The organism is Paraburkholderia aromaticivorans (genome assembly GCF_002278075.1).
Classification (GTDB): Bacteria; Pseudomonadota; Gammaproteobacteria; order Burkholderiales; family Burkholderiaceae; genus Paraburkholderia; species Paraburkholderia aromaticivorans.
This window is the reverse complement of record NZ_CP022989.1, coordinates 1,898,382-1,915,210: the sequence shown is the minus strand read 5'-3', so window position 1 is coordinate 1,915,210 and position 16,829 is coordinate 1,898,382. Positions and strand designations below refer to the sequence as shown.

The window sequence follows — 16,829 nt, the reverse complement described above, 5'->3', positions numbered from 1 at the left end:
GAGCGCGCGATGAACGATCACATGCAAACACCGGGATTGCCGGAAGAGCAGCCGGTACAGGGATGTCCGTTTGGGCATGGGAGTGTTGCGTCGCACTCGGCCTCGGCGACCTCGGCGGCCTCCGCGGCCGCCACGCCGGGCGATGGCTGGCATGACGCGCAGCTCGATTTTTCGGAGTCGATGAGCTACGGCGATTATCTGTCGCTCGGGACGGTGCTGGATGCGCAGCATCCGTTGTCGCCGGATCACAACGAGATGCTGTTCATCATCCAGCATCAAACGAGCGAGTTGTGGATGAAACTGGCGTTGTATGAGTTGCGCGCGGCGTTGCAGGCCGTGCATCGCGATGAGTTGCCGCCGGCGTTCAAGATGCTTGCGCGCGTGTCGCGGATCATGGAGCAGCTCGTGCAGGCATGGAGCGTCCTCGCGACGATGACGCCGTCCGAATACACGGCGATGCGACCTTATCTCGGGAGTTCTTCGGGGTTTCAGTCGTATCAGTATCGGCAGATCGAGTTTTTGCTCGGCAACAAGAATGAGCTGATGCTGAAGCCGCATGCGCATCGGGCCGATGTGTTCGCTGAGGTGAAGGCTTCGCTGGAAGCGCCTTCGTTTTATGACGAAGTGGTGCGGTTGCTGGCGCGGCGCGGGTTTGCGATTTCACCTTCACGGCTTCAGAGGGACTGGACGCAGCCCACCACTCATGATGCTTCTGTTGAAGCGGCGTGGCTGGAGGTTTATCGGAATCCCTCACAGTATTGGGAACTGTATGAGATGGCTGAAGAGCTTGTCGATCTCGAGGATGCGTTTCGGCAGTGGCGGTTCCGGCATGTGACTACGGTTGAGCGGATTATTGGCTTTAAGCAGGGCACGGGCGGCACGAGTGGCGCGACTTATCTGCGAAAGATGCTCGACGTGGTGTTGTTTCCTGAGCTTTGGCATGTGAGGACGATGCTGTAAGTCGCGTTTTCCCTGCGGCGAAGAACGGCAGGCCGAAGACGAGCGTTGCCACAGCCGCCGTGCCACGTGCGGCAATTTTTTACGAACGAAATTGACCGCTTTAGCTGAAAGCTCGCGCTTGGAACTACGCCGGTGGATACGCAGCGGCGACGCTGCGCGGCAGACCGGACGCGAGAGCGGGTGCGTCGTCGACAGCCACACCGCGCGCCGCGGCTTCTTCGGAGGCATCGCGGCTCGCGTCGTTCAGTTGCTGAAAGCGGCGGAATTTCGAAGGCGCCATGCCCTTCACCGCGAGAAACTGCCGGTTGAAATTCGACAGGTTGTTAAAGCCCGCCTTGAAGCAGATATCCGTCACGCTCAACGTGTCGTCGGTGAGCAACTGGCACGCGAGATTGATACGCATGCGGTTCACGTACTTCACGAACGGCAGCCCGGTATGGCGGCGAAAATAACGCGAGAACGCGCTGACACTCTGTCCCGCGAGTTGCGCCAGATCCGACTCCCGCAACTCATCAGCGAGGTTTCCCCCGATATACGACAGCACATGGTTGATCCGCGTCGAAGCAAACCCGGTCGGGTCGGCCTGATACGCAGGGCTCGCCAACGTCTCTCGATCTTCCGCGTTCACCAGTAGCTCGAGCATCGACATGAACAGCACGAGCCGGCGCAACCCGCGCGCGGCCAGCAATTCAAGAAACAGCGGCTGTATCGCCGCACTCGTCTGCGCACCGAAGGACACGCCGCGCCGTGAATCAGCGAGCAGTGCCTCAACCTGACGCCACTCCGGAAAACAATCGACGCAGCTCGACACGAACTCCTCGCCGAACTGCACGACCAGATTGCGCTGCGCGATGGTCTGCCCTTGCGGCACCTCGCTCACCCAGTTGTGCGGCAGGTTCGGGCCGATCAGCACCAGATTGCCAGGCGCGAAACTGCCGATGTGATCGCCGACGAACATCTTGCCGGTCGTCGCCACGATCAAATGAATTTCATATTCGGGATGAAAGTGCCAACGCACGGTGCGATACGGATAGCCGTGCGACCACACTTTGAACGATTCGTCGCGCCGTACGGCCACGAGTTCGAGATCGGGTTGCACTGTCTGCCTCCATGAGAGCGGCCTGCCAAAGGCGCCGCCGGTCTTTGTCTTATATAGCGAAACGTAACCCTCAAACGCGCGCTCCACCACTCAAAATGAAACCGTGGATCGATACTTTTTTGCACTCGGGTTAGTCCTGGAGCCCCGCGGGTCAAATTTGATGCATTGCAATACGAGCGGTAACGCGCTTCCGTCACGCAAAGACGCACCGCGAAGCGCGCCGGAAAGCCTCGCCGCGCCGCGCTGCGCCACAAAAAGCCTGCGGCGCCGCCTTGACTTTCGTTTCAGCGGGTACGATCATTCGCTCACGTACAGAGCAAATGCTCCACTTCGGCAAAACGCCGGATGCCGGGCACTCAGGAAAAAACGCACGCTGCGAGTCGTGCGAGCAAAGACATCCAGGAGACGCACATGAACAGCGGGCAAGACAGCGGCGCGGACGCACACGTGATCCTGCACATCGGCGCGGGATCGTTTCATCGCGCCCATCAAGCGTGGTATCTGCATCGGTTGAACGAAGCGAAGCTGCCCGGCGAACCGCACTGGTCGCTGACGGTCGGCAATATCCGCAGCGACATGAACGCGGTGCTCGAAGCACTCGCCGCGCAAGACGGCGTCTACACACTCGAGACCGTCACGCCCCAAGGTGAGCGCGCATACGAAACGATCCGCTCGATCGAGCGCGTCGTGCCGTGGACCGAAAGCCTCGACGCGCTGATCGAAGCGGGCGCGGATCCGGCCTGCAAGATCATCGCGTTCACCGTCACCGAAGGCGGCTATTACCTCGACGACGAAGACGCACTCGACACCGCCAACGCCGATCTCGCCGCCGACCTCAACGGCGGCCACACCACCATCTATGGCGCACTCGCCGCGATTCTCGACGCGCGCATGAAGCGCGGCGCGGGCCCGGTCACGCTGCAGACCTGCGACAACCTGCGCAGCAACGGCGAGCGCTTCCATGCGGGCATGAGCGAATTTCTCGAACGGCGCGGCGCGGCGGAACTGGCGCAATGGTTCGACGACAACACCGCCTGTCCGAGCTCGATGGTCGACCGCATCACGCCGCGTCCCACGCCGGACGTGCGTGAACGCGTCAAGGCCGCCACCGGCGTCGACGACGCCTGCCCGGTGATGGGCGAAGCATTCATCCAGTGGGTGATCGAAGACCGGTTTATCGCGGGCCGCCCGGCGTGGGAGAAGGTCGGCGCGGAACTGGTCGACTCGGTGGTGCCGTACGAGGAGGCGAAGATCCGCATTCTGAACGCGCCGCACAGTTGCATCGCATGGGCGGGCACGCTGGTCGGGCTGAACTACATTCACGAAGGCACGCTCGACGCGGACATTCACCGATTCGCCTTCGACTACGTCACGCAAGACGTGATTCCGTGTCTCACGCCGAGTCCACTCGATCTCGAACGCTATCGCGACGTGGTACTCGAGCGCTTCGGCAATCCGTATATTCAGGACACGAATCAGCGTGTCGCGGCGGACGGCTTTTCGAAACTGCCCGGCTTCATCGCGCCGACGCTGGCGGAGTGTTTCGAGCGCGGCGTCACCCCGGCGGCGACGGCGATGCTGCCCGCGCTGTTCTTCCGTTTTCTGGAGCGCTGGAACGCCGGCAAGCTGCCCTATGCGTATCAGGACGGCGTCATGGATGAGCGCGCCGCGCGTGGCTTTTTCGCGGCGCCCGATCCGTTGAAGGCGTTCGCCGCCGACCGGCTGCTATGGGGCGGCATGGCGCAGACGCCGGAACTGGAATCGGCACTGGAGGGCGCGCTGGCGCGCGTCGATGTCTGGCTGGCCAAACGCGGCGCGGCTTGAGCGCCGAGCGCGCCAACCTCGCATTCAATCAGCACAGGAAGCGCCGCGCGTCGCGCGGCATCGAAGCACGCGGTGCCAGGCTTAATGCGCATGGCACCGCGCGCCATGTGCGGCTAAAGTAGCGCATCCCTAACGACGAAGGTTCCGCGCCCATGTATCTCGGCATCGACCTCGGCACGTCCGAAGTGAAAGTTCTGCTGCTCGCCTCCAACGGACGCGTGATCGGCACCGCAGGCTCACCGTTTACCGTGTCGCGCCCGCATCAGCGCTGGGCCGAGCAGAATCCCGAAGACTGGTGGGCAGGCACGCGCACCGCGCTCGCCGCTTTGCGCGCCAGACATCCCGACGAGTTCGCGCAGATTCGCGGTATTGGCCTGTCGGGTCAGATGCACGGCGCCGTGCTGCTGGATGCGCAGGACCGCGTGTTGCGGCCCGCCATCCTGTGGAACGACATGCGCAGCGACAAGGAATGCGCGGAACTGACCGAACGCGCGCCGGAGTTGCACAGCGTGGCCGGCAATCTCGCCATGCCAGGGTTCACCGCGCCGAAGCTGCTGTGGGTCGCACGCCACGAGCCCGACATTTTTGCCCGCACCGCCTGCGTGCTGCTGCCGAAGGATTACTTGCGCCTGCAACTGACCGGCGGCAAAGTGTCCGATCCATCGGATGCGGCCGGCACGCTGTGGCTCGACGTCGCCAGGCGCGACTGGTCCGATTCGCTGCTAGCGGCCTGCAACATGTCACGCGCGCAGATGCCGAGCCTCGCCGAAGGCAGCGAGCCGTCCGGCACGCTGCTGCCCGCGGTGGCGCGCGAATTTGGCCTGAGCGACGGCGTAGTGGTCGCGGCCGGCGGCGGCGACAATGCCACCAGCGCGATCGGCATCGGCGCGACGCAACCCGGCGACGGCTTCGTCTCGCTCGGTACGTCGGGCGTACTGTGCGTGGTGGGCGACAGCTTCCGGCCGAATCCGGCTTCGGCAGTCCATGCGTTCTGTCACGCGATTCCGGATCGCTGGCATCAGATGAGCGTGGTGCTATCCGCCGCGAGTTGTCTGCGCTGGGTCTGCAAGCTCACCTCCACCGACGAGCCGACCCTGCTCGCCGAAATCGAGGCGCTCCCGGCGGACGCGTTGAACACCGCGCCGCTCTTTCTGCCTTATCTGTCCGGCGAACGCACCCCGCACAACGACCCGTATGCGCAAGGCGTGTTCTTCGGCATGAACCACGCCACCGATCGCGCGCTGCTCGGCTACGCGGTGCTCGAAGGCGTCACGCTCGCGCTCACCGACGGCCTCGACGCGCTGCGCGCGGCCGGCACCGAAGCGAAGGCGCTGTCCCTGCTCGGCGGCGGCGCCCGCAGCGACTACTGGGCGCAGTTGCTCGCCGACTCGCTCGATACCGCGACGCGCAAGCACGGCGGCGGCGAAACCGGCGCGGCGCTCGGCGCGGCACGGCTCGGCTGGCTGGCGGCCGGCGGCGATCCGGCCACGGTGCTGACCAAGCCGCCGATCGAAAAGGAGTTCACCCCGAACCCGCGCCGCCATGCCGACCTGCGCGCGCGGCTCGAAGCGTATCGTGCACTTTACCGCCACGTGCGGCCGTTGTTCGATCCCGCGCGGCAACCGCTTGCCTGACCGGCAATCCGCCGCCGGTTTGCGCGCCAGCTTCAGTTCAAGCGCGCAGACCGGCTGCTATCATCGGCGCACTTCAAGCGAACCGTCACCGTGCCCAAGTCCACAGAAAAATTAGATCTTGCTACCCGCGCCGCGTGGCTTTACTACGTCGCCGGCAATACCCAGAACGAGATCGCCGAAAAGCTTCAGGTGTCGCGCCCGGTCGCGCAGCGGCTGGTCGCCTTCGCGGTGGAAAAGAATCTGATTCGCGTGCGCGTCGATCATCAGCTGGCCGACTGCCTCGCGCTCGCCGATCAACTCTCGAAGCGCTATGGGCTGAGCATGTGCGAAGTGGTGCCGGTCGACAGCGATACGCCAGAGGAAGTCGACCGCAAGCTGGCGGTGGCCGGCGCCCAGGTGATGGAGCGCTACCTCGGCGAGGAAAAGCCGATGGTGGTCGCGGTCAGCAGCGGCCGGACGCTGAAGGCCGCCGTCGATCAGATCGCGCAACTGGACCGTCCGCAGCACCGGCTGGTGTCCATGGTCGGGGCGATCGCCCAGGACGGCTCCTCGAACCGCTACGACGTCGCGCTGCACATTTCGGAGAAGACGGGCGGCAAGCATTTTCTGCTGCCGGCGCCGCTGCTCGCAGACAGCGAAGCGGAGCGCGCGCAGTGGTGCAATCACCGCCTGTACCGGATCGTCGACTCGCTGTCGGCGCAGGCCGACGTGGCGTTCGTCGGCATCGGCAATATCGGGCCGAATTGTCCGTTGCACGAAGACGGCTTCATTACGTCGGCGGAAGTGAAGGAATTGATGCAGAACGGCGCGGTGGCCGAAATGCTCGGACTGCCGATCGATTCGGCCGGTGCGCGCGTCGAATCGCCGATCGGCCGGCGCGTGACGAGCATCGCACTGGATTCGCCGCCACGGCGTCCCACCATCGGCTTCGCCGGCGGCGAGCGCAAGCGCGAGGCGCTGATTGCGGTGCTCAAAGGCGGCTGGCTCTCCGGACTGGTCACCGACGAGTCGTGCGCGCGGGCCGCGCTCGAAGCCTGAGCGGAAGTTGGCACACCGTCGGACGCAGCGCTGAAAGCGGTCCACGTTCGTCTTACATGACCGGCAAGCCTTCGGTGATGATGATGCGATAGTCGGCGCCTTGCAGGCGCGTATCGCTGACGGCCTGATACTCCGGGCTGTGATACCAGGCGAGCGCTTCATCGTAGCTGGTGAATTCGAGGATCAGAATGTCTTCGATCGCCGGACCTTCCACCACTTCCCTGCGCCCATGGCTCGCCAGCATCATCACCGGATGCTGCTCGAAGGTTGCAGGCGCAACCTGTTTGTACTCTTCCAGTTTGGCGGGATCGAGCGTTTTCTCGCGCGTAATGACGACGTAGGCGGGCATGAGCGTTCCAGAGCGTGATTGAAAAGGAAAGCGGCGCGCCCGCCGCTTTCCCAATCGTCACGCGGCTAGCACTTCAACGATCTTACGCTGGAATGCTTTGCCTGCGCTGTCGAACAAATCGCAATGCTCGGGCGTCGTGCCGGGATTTTGCCGCTCGCCGGTTCGCCGCGAAACAACAACATCATCGGACATGACCGACAGCGCATGCCGAAGGGATCAGGCCCGCGCCGGGGACGTGCCGCCGGACAACCACTCGTGTTCGAAATGGTAGTTCGGCGAGCCGGTACCGCCTAGCGCCCGACCCATACCGGCGACCGCCTTGGAAACGGCATAACCCGCGAGATCGGGTAAGACGTGGCAAATCCGCCCGCAGGGGCCGGCCAGGTTAAACAACTGCCCGACCGAGGAAATGAGCGGCGTATTCAGAAAGTCGTTGCTCTTGGACACGCAGTCGATCATCGCTGAGCCGATCAAACTCATCGCGCTCTTCGTGTTCGAGTCCGCGGGTTGGTCAGGCTTGCCGCATTTGGAAGGATATGAAGCCGTCGACATCACGTTCCGGCTGGTGACCATCGAGGTTGAGCTCATGGCATCTGAGTCGCGTACCCTTTCGCGAGTGGCGCCGGAGCCAGCGTAGTCACGTTCCGTGTTGCTGAAGGTGGCGTTAAACCCGGACATCCGCTGCTCCCGCCCGTGTCCGCCGAATGCGGACCGGGCAGATGGCACGTCCGAAGCATTCGAATTACTGAATCGCGCACTGGAAAAATACGTGTCGATTCTCGTCGACGTGAGTCGTTGCATTCTGATTTCCTCTGTTGATTTTGCGTGCCAGATAACCCGTCTGGCCGGGTATTGGTCAGCGGCTCGCGACGAGTCGCCGTTCAATGCTGGAGCCGGTTGAGAGCGGGTCCGCTGCCGATCGCGCGGACCCGCTCGCCGCCTGCGTTAAGGGAGCAGACAGTCAAGCAGCGTGGAAGAAAAGATGCGGTGCGGATCGTGGCGGTTAAGCGTATTGCGCGCCGTGTTCCAGGTGGCCCCTGACGGCTGTCCCTCGGAATACAGATTCGGAATCGTGCTGCCAATCATCACGCTGTCCTGCCACGCGGCGGCATTTGTATAGGCCCAGCCTTTCGACCATTCGGGGCGCACGGTCGCATATGAGCCTGCGTAGTTCGACATCATCCATTGCTCGATTTCGCGATAGAAACCGTTCGCCGCCGGCGTGCCGGGCATCGTCAAAATGTCGAAGTAGACGGCGATGCTCCACTCCGGATGGTCTGGACGCGGCTTGAGTGCGGCAAGCGACGGTGTGGCGGCACCCGGCCCGGCATCGGCCGGTTGGTCGAGCCCGGTCACGCGGATTTCGACAGGGCCATTCATTGGGTATTCGCCGCGTTGCCTGTAGGCCTCGACCCGGTTCTGGTAGAACTGCACGAACTCGTGGATGACGCGTTGCACGTCAGCACGCCGGGCAAGCACGGCGTAGCCGTTTGCGGTCACGCGCAGCGTCGAAGGACGGACGTATTGCAGAACGTTGCGCGACCAGCCCCAGATGTCGCCACTGAACGTGACGCCCAGCCCCGCCATGACGATACCCATCTGCAGCTGCCCAAAAGCCGGCGTCAGGTGGCGTTCGCCCCCGATCACGATGCGTTTGATCAGCTCCGCCAGCGGCTGCGGGATGGAATCGGAAAATGAATAGTTATAGGGCTTCGTCACCTCCCGCGAGAAGAGCGGCTTGCGGGATTGCACCGTCCACACCTTGAGCCACGGGCAACTCGTGAACGGAAACCAGATCGCCTCCATCCGGCCTGTGCGCTCGAGGAACGATTCGATCGTACGTCCTCCGGACTTCGCCGGGGCGAACAGTTCGGATGCTGGAATATCCACGAAACTCTGGCAGCGCAGCCGCTGGTTGACGCCCGCTTCGAGCGTCGCCTCGACGATCAGCGCGCGGCCGAGATGAACAAGCAACGCACCGATGTCCGGATCGGTTCGCTTGAACGTGCGCAGCGCATACTGCTGTTTCTGGGCATCGAACACGACCGCCGTAAGCGACAGGATCAGATTGCTCAGCGAGCCATAGGTATGCCCCTTCAAAGCGGTTTCGCCGGAAGCGGGTATGGCTGTTCCGTGCGCACCGATCGCAAGAGCGCCGCCTAGCGTAATGTCACCTGGAGCTGGCGAGGCCGTCACGCCCAGACCGAATTTTTCCAGCGTGGCGAGTAACGCTTCCATCGAAATGCCGGTTTGCGCCGTGACGCGTGCGGGCTGAGATGACGTGTCCACGGTTACTGCGTTGAGCGACCTCGTCATGTCGAGCAGGACGACTTGTGACGCCCCGCTGGTCCGGTCGATCGTTAGCGGGGACCAGTTGTGCATATAGCCGCGCGGCCTGATGCGATATCCGTTCGCGCGCGCCCAATTGACAATCGTGACGACAGCAGCGGGCGTGTCGGGCGACGCTGTCCAGACGTCCGCTATCGCGATTTCACCGCTCCAATTCTGGAATGCCTGTTTATACAGCGGAATACCGGCGGGAAAATTGGCCGGAACAGGCGCGGCGCCTTGCGCGTGCGCGGCGATCTGATAAACCGGCGTCCATCCGGTCACGACCCCAGCCACCGAGAGCCGGACGATATCGGCAATGAATTTACGTCGTGGCGCTGGTGTAAGAACATCTTGAAGAGAGTGGGTCACGTTCGCTCGAATGCCTGTTGATGGGAAGAAGATTTCAGTCCCCATGCTATTTTCTTTAGGCGTTCGCGAGGCGATGACTATTCATGACATGACCATAACGATCACGATACACGCGGTTGACCGGATGCGGCGATCTGTTGCGTTGAGCAGATGGGATAGGCGGGACGTTAGCGCTTGCGCGTCACTCGATTGATCAGGATGGATCTGTCGACCAACGCAGCCACGCATTACTGATGAAAAAAATGCCGTGCTCGAAGGGCGCGGCATAGAGTCGTTGCAGCGTTCGGAAGTCAGGGCCGCAAGAAGGCGGCCCTTGGAAAACTCACGCGGCCAGCACTTCGACGATCTTGCGCTGGAATGCTTTCCCCGCGCTGTCGAACAAATGGCAATGCTCCGGCGTCGCGCCGAGTTTTTGCGTCTCACCCTTGGTATGCCGCTCGAGCGGCGGAATCCGCGCGATCAGCCCGTCCGGCGCAACGCTCGACTCTGCATACAGATACGCCGCGTCGCCGAGCGATTCGACCGCCATGGTGCGGGCCGAAACGCCGTCCTCGGCCATGCCGACATGCAAATGCTCGGGGCGAATGCCGACCGTCACCTTGTCGCCCTGTTTGACCGCGGCCGGTTCCACCGCGACGCGCTGTGTCTCGCCGGTTTCGTAGCGCACCGTGACACCGTCGTGCGTGACCGACTGCACGACACCTTCCATGAAATTCATCTTCGGCGAACCGATGAATCCCGCAACAAAACGGTTGGCCGGCGCGTGATACAGCATGGTCGGGCTGCCGACCTGTTCCAGATTGCCCGCCGACAGCACGACGATCTTGTCCGCCAGCGTCATGGCTTCGACCTGATCGTGCGTCACGTAGATCATCGTGGTCTTCAGTTCGTCATGAAGACGCGCGAATTCGAGGCGCATTTTCACGCGCAACGCGGCGTCGAGATTCGACAGCGGCTCGTCGAACAGAAATACTTTCGGCTTGCGCGTGATCGCGCGGCCGATCGCCACGCGCTGACGCTGTCCGCCGGACAACTGCTTCGGCTTGCGGTCGAGCAGATGGTCGATGTGCAGGATCTTCGCCGCGTTGCGAACGGCCGCGTCGATTTCCGGCTTCTTGGTGCCGGCGAGTTTCAGGCCGAACGCCATGTTGTCGTAGAGCGTCATGTGCGGATATAGCGCGTACGACTGGAACACCATCGCGATCCCGCGCTTGGCGGGCGCCACGTCGTTCACGCGCATGCCGTCGATGGTCAGATCGCCGCCGCTGATATCTTCGAGGCCGGCGATCATCCGCATCAGCGTTGATTTACCGCAACCGCTCGGGCCCACGAACACGACGAACTCGCCGTCGGCGATATCGAGGTTGATGTCGCGCATCACTTCGTTGTCGTCGTACGCCTTCCGGATGTTGCGCAGAGTTACGCTTGCCATGATGTGTCTCCGTGTAATGCTATGTGTTGCTTGTCCGTTGCTTCGGTTGCCTGAATTTCCCCAGGCTGCCGCGTTGATTCGTATGCTGGTGCCGCGCTTTCCCGTGCCATGTATGCCGTTTTACGGCGCGGCGGCCGTCACGCTCAGCGTCCATTGCGCGACCAGTTCCGGCAGCTGCTGCATGTCGTCGAATACGTGACGCGCGCCCGCCGCATGGAGCTTGTCGATCTGCGCATCGCTCGCATGACCGCCGCCTATGAAACCGAGCACCGTCATACCCGCCGCGCTCGCCGCCGTCACGCCCGTCACGCTGTCCTCCACCACGAGGCACCACGAGGGCGCGAGCCCGAGCCCCCGGGCCGCCGCCAGATAAACATCGGGCGCGGGCTTCGGATTCGGCACCGCATCGGCGCAAAACAGCCGGTCGCCGAAAAACTTCACGAGCCCCGTGCGCGCCAGCACGGTTTCCACATACGGCCGGAAGCTGTTGCTCGCGCAACCTTTGGTGAGCGGCACTTGAGCCAGCGCGGTTTCGATGCCTTCGACCGTCGGCGCCTGCATCGCCGCGGCTTCCACCCCCCGGCGGATCGCGTCGATATCGTCGAGCGTGAGGCTTCTGCCGAGTTGCGCGGCAGTGCCTTGCAGCACTTTTTCGATGCGCAATCCGAGCAGCGGCAGCACCACCGGTTCGACATCGGCGCCGGGCCAGCGCGCTTCGAGTTCGCGCACCAGCATGCGCGCCGCCACGGCTTCGCTGTCGATCAGCACGCCGTCGCAATCGCAGATCAGCGCGAAATTGCCTACCGTCGTGCCTGCCGTCATTTGACCGCCCCGAACGTGAGGCCGCGCACCAGTTGCTTCTGCGACAGCCAGCCGACAATCAGGATCGGCGCGACCGCCAGCAGCGAAGCAGCGGACAGCTTGGCCCAGAACAGGCCTTCAGGACTCGAGTACGAGGCGATGAACACGGTCAGCGGCGCGGCGTTCGAACTCGACAGGTTGATACTCCAGAACGCTTCGTTCCACGACAGGATCACGAGCAGCAGCGCGGTGGAGGCCAGCCCGGGCAGCGACATCGGCATCAGCAGATAGACGATTTCCTGCCACGTCGCCGCGCCGTCGATCCGCCCGGCCTCGAGAATGTCGCGTGGAATTTCGGCGAAGTACGTGAAGGACATCCACACCGCAATCGGCAGATTGATCAGCGTGTAGACGATCACGAGACCCGACACCGTATCGAGCAGCCCGCTGTTCTTCCACAGCAGATAGATCGGCACCAGCACGCCGACCGACGGCATCATCTTGGTCGAGAGCATCCACAGCAGCACTTTCTGCGTGCGGCGGGTGGGAAAGAACGCCATCGCATACGCAGCCGGCACGGCGAGAATCAGGCACAGAATCGTCACGCCCGCGGAGATCAGCACCGAATTCAACGCGAACGAAAAGTAATTGCTGCGCGCGAATACCTCGCGAAAGCTATCGAACGTCGGAATGAAAAATAGCGACGACGAATAGGCCTGCTGCTCCGTTTTGAATGCGGTGATCGTCATCCAGAAGATCGGAAAGAACAACAGCAAGGCGACGAGCCACGCGATTGCGCCGGGGATGCCGCGGCGAATCGCGGCGAACGGCGACTTGGCCGGCACGGTCATGGGCGTCGTGTTCGACACCGGTGTAGAGGCAACCTGGCTCATTTTTCGTACTCCCCTTTCAGGTTCTTCGCGAGCATCCGCACGAGGAAGAACGACACGATATTGGCCAGCACCACAGCGAGAATGCCGCCCGCCGAGGCGAGACCGACGTCGAACTGTTGCAGGCCCAGCGAATAGATCAGGTACGACAGGTTGGTGGTCGCGGTGCCCGGACCGCCGCCCGTGGTCGTGTAGATTTCGGCGAAGATCGACAGCAGGAAAATCGTTTCCATCATCACCACCACCGCTATCGCCCGTTTCAGGTGAGGCAGCGTGATATAGAAGAACATCGAGAAGGGGCCCGCGCCGTCGATGCGGGCCGCTTCCTTCTGCTCCTGATCGAGCGACTGGATCGCCGTGAACAGAATCAGGAAGGCGAACGGCAGCCACTGCCACGCGACGATCAGGATCACGGCGAACAGCGGATAGTCGGCGAACCAGTCGATCGGCTGCATGCCCATGGCGCGCATGCCCTGCGCGATCAGGCCATACACCGGATGCAGGATCATGTTCTTCCAGATCAGCGCGCTGACGGTCGGCATTACGAAGAACGGCGCGATGGCGAGCAACCGCGCGATGCCCTGGCCGTAGAACTTACGGTCGAACAGGATCGCCATGAGCACGCCGCCGACCACGGTGATCAACAGCACCGAGATGATCAGTTCGAGCGTGTGTCCGATCGACGGCCCGAACGACGGATCGCTGGCGAGAAACTTATAGTTGTCGAAACCCGCGAAGCCTTTGAGGTCCGGGTTCAACAGGTTGTAGCGCGAGAACGAAAACCAGATCGTCATCGCGAGCGGAATCGCCATCCACAGAACGAGCACCGCGACCGACGGCGAGACCAGCCAGCGGGCGGAATTGGCTTTGTGAGTTTCGCGTTCTTTTTCTGTCTGGGGATGGGCATGCATGAGAGGTAGGCGCAAAGGACGCATGATTGACCACCTGTTCGGTAATGCGCGGGCCGCCGTCTGAAACCGCATGAAAACCGCAGCGACACCCTGCGATGTCGCGGCGCATGCGCAGGCGGGGACGGCCCGCTGTGCTGCGTGGGCCGGCTGACGGGCGTCAGCCGGCGCGTGCCACGTAACTCGAGTGGCTTACTTCTGGTAGCCGGCCTGCTTCACCGCGCGATCCGCCGTGGCGTTGCCGGCTGCCAGCGCCTGATCGACCGTCATCTGACCGGCAATCGCGCCGGAGATGCTTTGACCGACCACGGTGCCGAACGACTGGAACTCAGGAATCCCGACGAACTGCACACCGGTGTACGGCACCGGCTTGAGCGTCGGATGATCTGGATCCGCCGTTTCGATCGCCTTCAGCACGAAGTCGCCGAACGGCGCGGCCTGCTTGTACTCGGGACGTGCGTACGTGGATTGACGCGTTCCCGGCGGCACCGAGGCCCAGCCTTCGTCCTTCGCGACCAGTTCGATGTACTGCTTCGACGTGGCCCACGTGATGAACTTCTTGGCGGCGTCGGCCTGCTTCGACGACTTTGGAATCGCCAACGCCCAGGCCCACAGCCAGTGCGAACCCTTCGGCGTGACCGCGATCGGCGCCGCGGCAAAGCCGACCTTGTCGGCGATCTGCGATTGCTGCTTGTTGTAGAGCATGCCGGCCGCAACCGTCGCGTCGATCCACATTCCGCACTTGCCGGACGACATCAGCGTGAGGTTTTCGTTAAAGCCGTTCGAACTCGCTCCCGGAGGGCCGTCTTTCTTCAGCAAGTTGACGTAGAAGGTGATCGCCTTCTTCCATTCCGGCGAGGTGAGCTGCGCGTTCCATTTCTCGTCGAACCAGCGGCCGCCGAACGTATTCACCACCGTCGTGCCGTAGGCCATGTTCTCGCCCCAGCCCGCCTTGCCGCGCAGACAGATGCCGTAAATGCCGTTGGCTTTGTCCGTGAGCTTGTCGGCGAATTGCGCGATCTGGTCGTAGGTCGGCTGATCGGGCATCTTCAGCCCCTTGGCCGCGAACAGGTCCTTGCGGTAATACGTCATCGAGCTTTCGACGTAAAACGGCAGCGCGTACAACTGGCCGCCGCTCGACAGGCCGTCGCGGGCCGTCTTCACGACGTCGTTCAGATCGTAATCAGCGGGCAGATTGGTGAGCGGCGTGAGCCAGCCGCGCTTGCCCCATTGCGGCGTTTCGTACGCGCCGATCGTCATCACGTCGAACTGGCCGCTGCCGGTCGTGATGTCGGTCGTGGCGCGCTGACGCAGCACGTTTTCTTCGAGAATCACCCAGTTCAGCTTGATGTCCGGATTCGCCTTTTCGAATTCGGGCGAGAGCTTCTTCAGCTCGATCATGTCCGGATTGTTCAGCGTGGCGATCGTCACCGTGGCCGCCGACGCATTCAATGCAAAGCATGCGACAGCGCCGGCGCTGACCGCCTTTAGCGTGGATTTGAGGGCTGGCTTCATGTGTTGTCTCCTTTCTCGTACGTTATGTAATGCAGCGTTTGTTCTACGAAAATGACGATGAACGGCGCGAACTCAGCTCATCCAGTTGCCGCCGTCGACGTTCAAGGTTTGCGCGGTGATGTAGTCGGCGTCCGCCGATGCCAGAAACAGGGCGGCGCCGGTCAGATCGTCCGGCACGCCCATGCGGCCGAGCGGCACCGCTTCGCCGACAAGGCGTTTCTTCTCGCCGAGCGGCCGGTTTTCGTAGCGTGCGAACAGCGCGTCGACTTCGTTCCACATCGGCGTATCGACGACGCCCGGCGCAATGCCGTTCACATTGATGTGGTGACGCGCGAGCGCCAATGCCGCGGATTGCGTATAGCTGAGCACGGCCGCCTTGGTCGCGCAGTAGTGCGAGACGAGCGCCTCGCCACGCCGGCCGGCTTGCGACGACATGTTGATGATCTTGCCGCCGTGCCCCTGCTCGACCATCTTTCGCGCGACGGCTTGCATCAGGAAAAACATGCCCTTGACGTTGACCGCGAAAAGGCGGTCGAACACATCCCACGATTCGTCGAGGATCGGGCGCATATCGAAGAGCGCCGCGTTGTTGAACAGAATGTCGACCTGGCCGAAGCGCTCCAGCGTGCTCGCCACGATTCGTTCGATATCGTCGCGGCGCGTGACGTCGGCGCTCACGGTCAGCACACGTTCGTCGTAGGCGCTGCGCAGCGCGCCGCCGAAACTGTCTGCCGCCTTCACGTCGACCAGCACGCAGCGCGCGCCTTCGTCCAGATATCGGCGGGCCACGGCTTCACCAATTCCGCTTGCCGCGCCCGTCAGAATGGCCACCTTGTCTTGCAATCGTGCCGCCACTGCTTGTCTCCGGTTCGTTTCGCTTTTTGAGGCGTGGTGAGCGAACGCTCGTCGCGCGAACAATTGCTCTGTTTGTGATCGAATGATCGGATACGCACCGGGTCATGTCAAGGCGCCCGAGCAGATTTCGATGGTGCAGCGCGGCAGGACATCCGCAGTTGTAGCCGCCTCGAACCCCACTAATACGGGAAATCGAAGACAGCTAATCCACTTTGCGCTCGTCCCGCTGACAAAATTTCGAGATACGTTATATCATTGCGACCTCGCTTCGCCTCGAAGCCCCGCCGTTTGATCGCCTTTTCGTCAGGAGCATTCGCCGATGGCCACCTCGATTGCAGAACATCACGCCGTGCGCCTCGCACATGCCGAAGCGCACGCCGTGTTGCACGGGCTCGTGCTGACGCCGCTGCGTCGTCAGGTGTATGAGGCGATCGTCGCCAGCGAGCGGCCAATCGGCGCCTACGAACTGCTCGACGCGCTCGAGCCGCAGCGCGGCCGTGTACCGCCCACGACCGTCTACCGCGCGCTGGACTTTCTGCTCGCGCATGGCTTCGTCCACCGGATCGAATCGAAGAACGCGTTCGTGGCCTGTTGCGAAGTCGGGGTGCCGCATCGCAGCCAGTTCCTGATGTGCGACCGCTGCGGCGCGACGGTCGAGATTCCCGGCGGCGATCTCGCCGACCAGCTGTCGCATAGCGCGCCGGCGCACGGCTTCCAGGTGCATCGCCAGGTGGTCGAACTGAGCGGGCTGTGCGCGCTGTGTGCCCGCGCGGCGCCGCCGGCAGGCGCTTGCGCATGAAGTCGTGTGTCGAGCCGGCCGTAAC

16 protein-coding genes are annotated in these 16,829 nt (G+C 62.8%); 5 read left to right on the top strand and 11 right to left on the bottom strand.

Annotated features, from left to right (window positions below):
* The first annotated feature begins 9 nt into the window (after window positions 1–9).
* Window positions 10–960, top strand: a complete 951-nt coding sequence (gene kynA, locus CJU94_RS08800; protein WP_095418356.1) for a tryptophan 2,3-dioxygenase — start codon at window positions 10–12, stop codon at window positions 958–960.
* A 124-nt stretch (window positions 961–1,084) separates the two neighbouring features.
* Here the strand turns inward: kynA and CJU94_RS08795 are convergent, their stop codons facing one another.
* Window positions 1,085–2,059: an AraC family transcriptional regulator gene (locus CJU94_RS08795; protein ID WP_095418355.1), complete on the bottom strand. Its 975-nt coding sequence runs from the start codon at window positions 2,057–2,059 to the stop codon at window positions 1,085–1,087.
* Between the two features lie 411 nt (window positions 2,060–2,470).
* On the opposite strand from CJU94_RS08795, the gene dalD reads away from it, so the two are divergent.
* From dalD to CJU94_RS08780, 3 genes are all read left to right on the top strand, one after another.
* Window positions 2,471–3,883: a D-arabinitol 4-dehydrogenase gene (dalD, locus tag CJU94_RS08790; protein ID WP_095418354.1), complete on the top strand. Its 1,413-nt coding sequence runs from the start codon at window positions 2,471–2,473 to the stop codon at window positions 3,881–3,883.
* A 152-nt stretch (window positions 3,884–4,035) separates the two neighbouring features.
* The gene (xylB, locus tag CJU94_RS08785) at window positions 4,036–5,517 is read left to right on the top strand and encodes a xylulokinase (protein WP_095418353.1); all 1,482 of its coding nucleotides are present in this window, start codon (window positions 4,036–4,038) and stop codon (window positions 5,515–5,517) included.
* A gap of 90 nt (window positions 5,518–5,607) precedes the next feature.
* Window positions 5,608–6,555: a sugar-binding transcriptional regulator gene (locus CJU94_RS08780; RefSeq protein WP_095418352.1), complete on the top strand. Its 948-nt coding sequence runs from the start codon at window positions 5,608–5,610 to the stop codon at window positions 6,553–6,555.
* A 52-nt stretch (window positions 6,556–6,607) separates the two neighbouring features.
* Here CJU94_RS08780 and CJU94_RS08775 read toward each other — a convergent pair whose 3' ends face one another.
* From CJU94_RS08775 to CJU94_RS08735, 10 genes are all read right to left on the bottom strand, one after another.
* Entirely contained in the window at window positions 6,608–6,904 is a 297-nt protein-coding gene (locus tag CJU94_RS08775) for a DUF1330 domain-containing protein (RefSeq protein ID WP_011489704.1), read from the bottom strand.
* 57 nt (window positions 6,905–6,961) lie between these two features.
* Window positions 6,962–7,096 (bottom strand): hypothetical protein, encoded by a 135-nt coding sequence (locus tag CJU94_RS42240; RefSeq protein ID WP_279636635.1) that lies wholly within the window; start codon window positions 7,094–7,096, stop codon window positions 6,962–6,964.
* A gap of 24 nt (window positions 7,097–7,120) precedes the next feature.
* The gene (locus CJU94_RS08770) at window positions 7,121–7,705 is read right to left on the bottom strand and encodes a hypothetical protein (RefSeq protein WP_095418351.1); all 585 of its coding nucleotides are present in this window, start codon (window positions 7,703–7,705) and stop codon (window positions 7,121–7,123) included.
* A 144-nt stretch (window positions 7,706–7,849) separates the two neighbouring features.
* On the bottom strand, window positions 7,850–9,649 hold the full coding sequence (locus CJU94_RS08765) for a cholesterol oxidase substrate-binding domain-containing protein (protein ID WP_095418350.1): 1,800 nt from the start codon (window positions 9,647–9,649) through the stop codon (window positions 7,850–7,852).
* A gap of 277 nt (window positions 9,650–9,926) precedes the next feature.
* Window positions 9,927–11,036: an ABC transporter ATP-binding protein gene (locus CJU94_RS08760; RefSeq protein WP_091799482.1), complete on the bottom strand. Its 1,110-nt coding sequence runs from the start codon at window positions 11,034–11,036 to the stop codon at window positions 9,927–9,929.
* 120 nt (window positions 11,037–11,156) lie between these two features.
* Complete coding sequence (locus tag CJU94_RS08755) at window positions 11,157–11,858, bottom strand: HAD family hydrolase (RefSeq protein ID WP_095418349.1); 702 nt, start codon at window positions 11,856–11,858, stop codon at window positions 11,157–11,159.
* Complete coding sequence (locus CJU94_RS08750; RefSeq protein WP_244220951.1) at window positions 11,855–12,688, bottom strand: carbohydrate ABC transporter permease; 834 nt, start codon at window positions 12,686–12,688, stop codon at window positions 11,855–11,857. The genes CJU94_RS08755 and CJU94_RS08750 overlap by 4 nt, the downstream gene beginning before the upstream one ends.
* Before the next feature lie 38 nt (window positions 12,689–12,726).
* On the bottom strand, window positions 12,727–13,662 hold the full coding sequence (locus CJU94_RS08745; RefSeq protein ID WP_095418347.1) for a carbohydrate ABC transporter permease: 936 nt from the start codon (window positions 13,660–13,662) through the stop codon (window positions 12,727–12,729).
* 165 nt (window positions 13,663–13,827) lie between these two features.
* The gene (locus CJU94_RS08740; protein ID WP_095418346.1) at window positions 13,828–15,150 is read right to left on the bottom strand and encodes an ABC transporter substrate-binding protein; all 1,323 of its coding nucleotides are present in this window, start codon (window positions 15,148–15,150) and stop codon (window positions 13,828–13,830) included.
* Window positions 15,151–15,222: 72 nt separating this feature from the next.
* Window positions 15,223–16,005 (bottom strand): L-iditol 2-dehydrogenase, encoded by a 783-nt coding sequence (locus CJU94_RS08735; RefSeq protein WP_095418345.1) that lies wholly within the window; start codon window positions 16,003–16,005, stop codon window positions 15,223–15,225.
* 319 nt (window positions 16,006–16,324) lie between these two features.
* Here CJU94_RS08735 and CJU94_RS08730 point away from each other — a divergent pair, with 319 nt between their 5' ends.
* A complete protein-coding gene (locus CJU94_RS08730; RefSeq protein WP_095418344.1) occupies window positions 16,325–16,804 on the top strand; it encodes a Fur family transcriptional regulator in 480 nt (159 codons plus the stop codon).
* Window positions 16,805–16,829: the final 25 nt, after the last annotated feature.

What these genes read in the sequence shown, in the direction of transcription:
- kynA (WP_095418356.1), top strand. Translation starts at nt 10, where the DNA reads ATGAACGATCACATGCAAACACCGGGATTGCCGGAAGAGCAGCCGGTA.
- dalD (WP_095418354.1), top strand. Translation starts at nt 2,471, where the DNA reads ATGAACAGCGGGCAAGACAGCGGCGCGGACGCACACGTGATCCTGCAC.
- xylB (WP_095418353.1), top strand. Translation starts at nt 4,036, where the DNA reads ATGTATCTCGGCATCGACCTCGGCACGTCCGAAGTGAAAGTTCTGCTG.
- CJU94_RS08775 (WP_011489704.1), bottom strand. Translation starts at nt 6,904, where the DNA reads ATGCCCGCCTACGTCGTCATTACGCGCGAGAAAACGCTCGATCCCGCC.
- CJU94_RS42240 (WP_279636635.1), bottom strand. Translation starts at nt 7,096, where the DNA reads ATGTCCGATGATGTTGTTGTTTCGCGGCGAACCGGCGAGCGGCAAAAT.
- CJU94_RS08770 (WP_095418351.1), bottom strand. Translation starts at nt 7,705, where the DNA reads ATGCAACGACTCACGTCGACGAGAATCGACACGTATTTTTCCAGTGCG.
- CJU94_RS08765 (WP_095418350.1), bottom strand. Translation starts at nt 9,649, where the DNA reads ATGGGGACTGAAATCTTCTTCCCATCAACAGGCATTCGAGCGAACGTG.
- CJU94_RS08760 (WP_091799482.1), bottom strand. Translation starts at nt 11,036, where the DNA reads ATGGCAAGCGTAACTCTGCGCAACATCCGGAAGGCGTACGACGACAAC.
- CJU94_RS08755 (WP_095418349.1), bottom strand. Translation starts at nt 11,858, where the DNA reads ATGACGGCAGGCACGACGGTAGGCAATTTCGCGCTGATCTGCGATTGC.
- CJU94_RS08750 (WP_244220951.1), bottom strand. Translation starts at nt 12,688, where the DNA reads ATGACCGTGCCGGCCAAGTCGCCGTTCGCCGCGATTCGCCGCGGCATC.
- CJU94_RS08745 (WP_095418347.1), bottom strand. Translation starts at nt 13,662, where the DNA reads ATGCGTCCTTTGCGCCTACCTCTCATGCATGCCCATCCCCAGACAGAA.
- CJU94_RS08740 (WP_095418346.1), bottom strand. Translation starts at nt 15,150, where the DNA reads ATGAAGCCAGCCCTCAAATCCACGCTAAAGGCGGTCAGCGCCGGCGCT.
- CJU94_RS08730 (WP_095418344.1), top strand. Translation starts at nt 16,325, where the DNA reads ATGGCCACCTCGATTGCAGAACATCACGCCGTGCGCCTCGCACATGCC.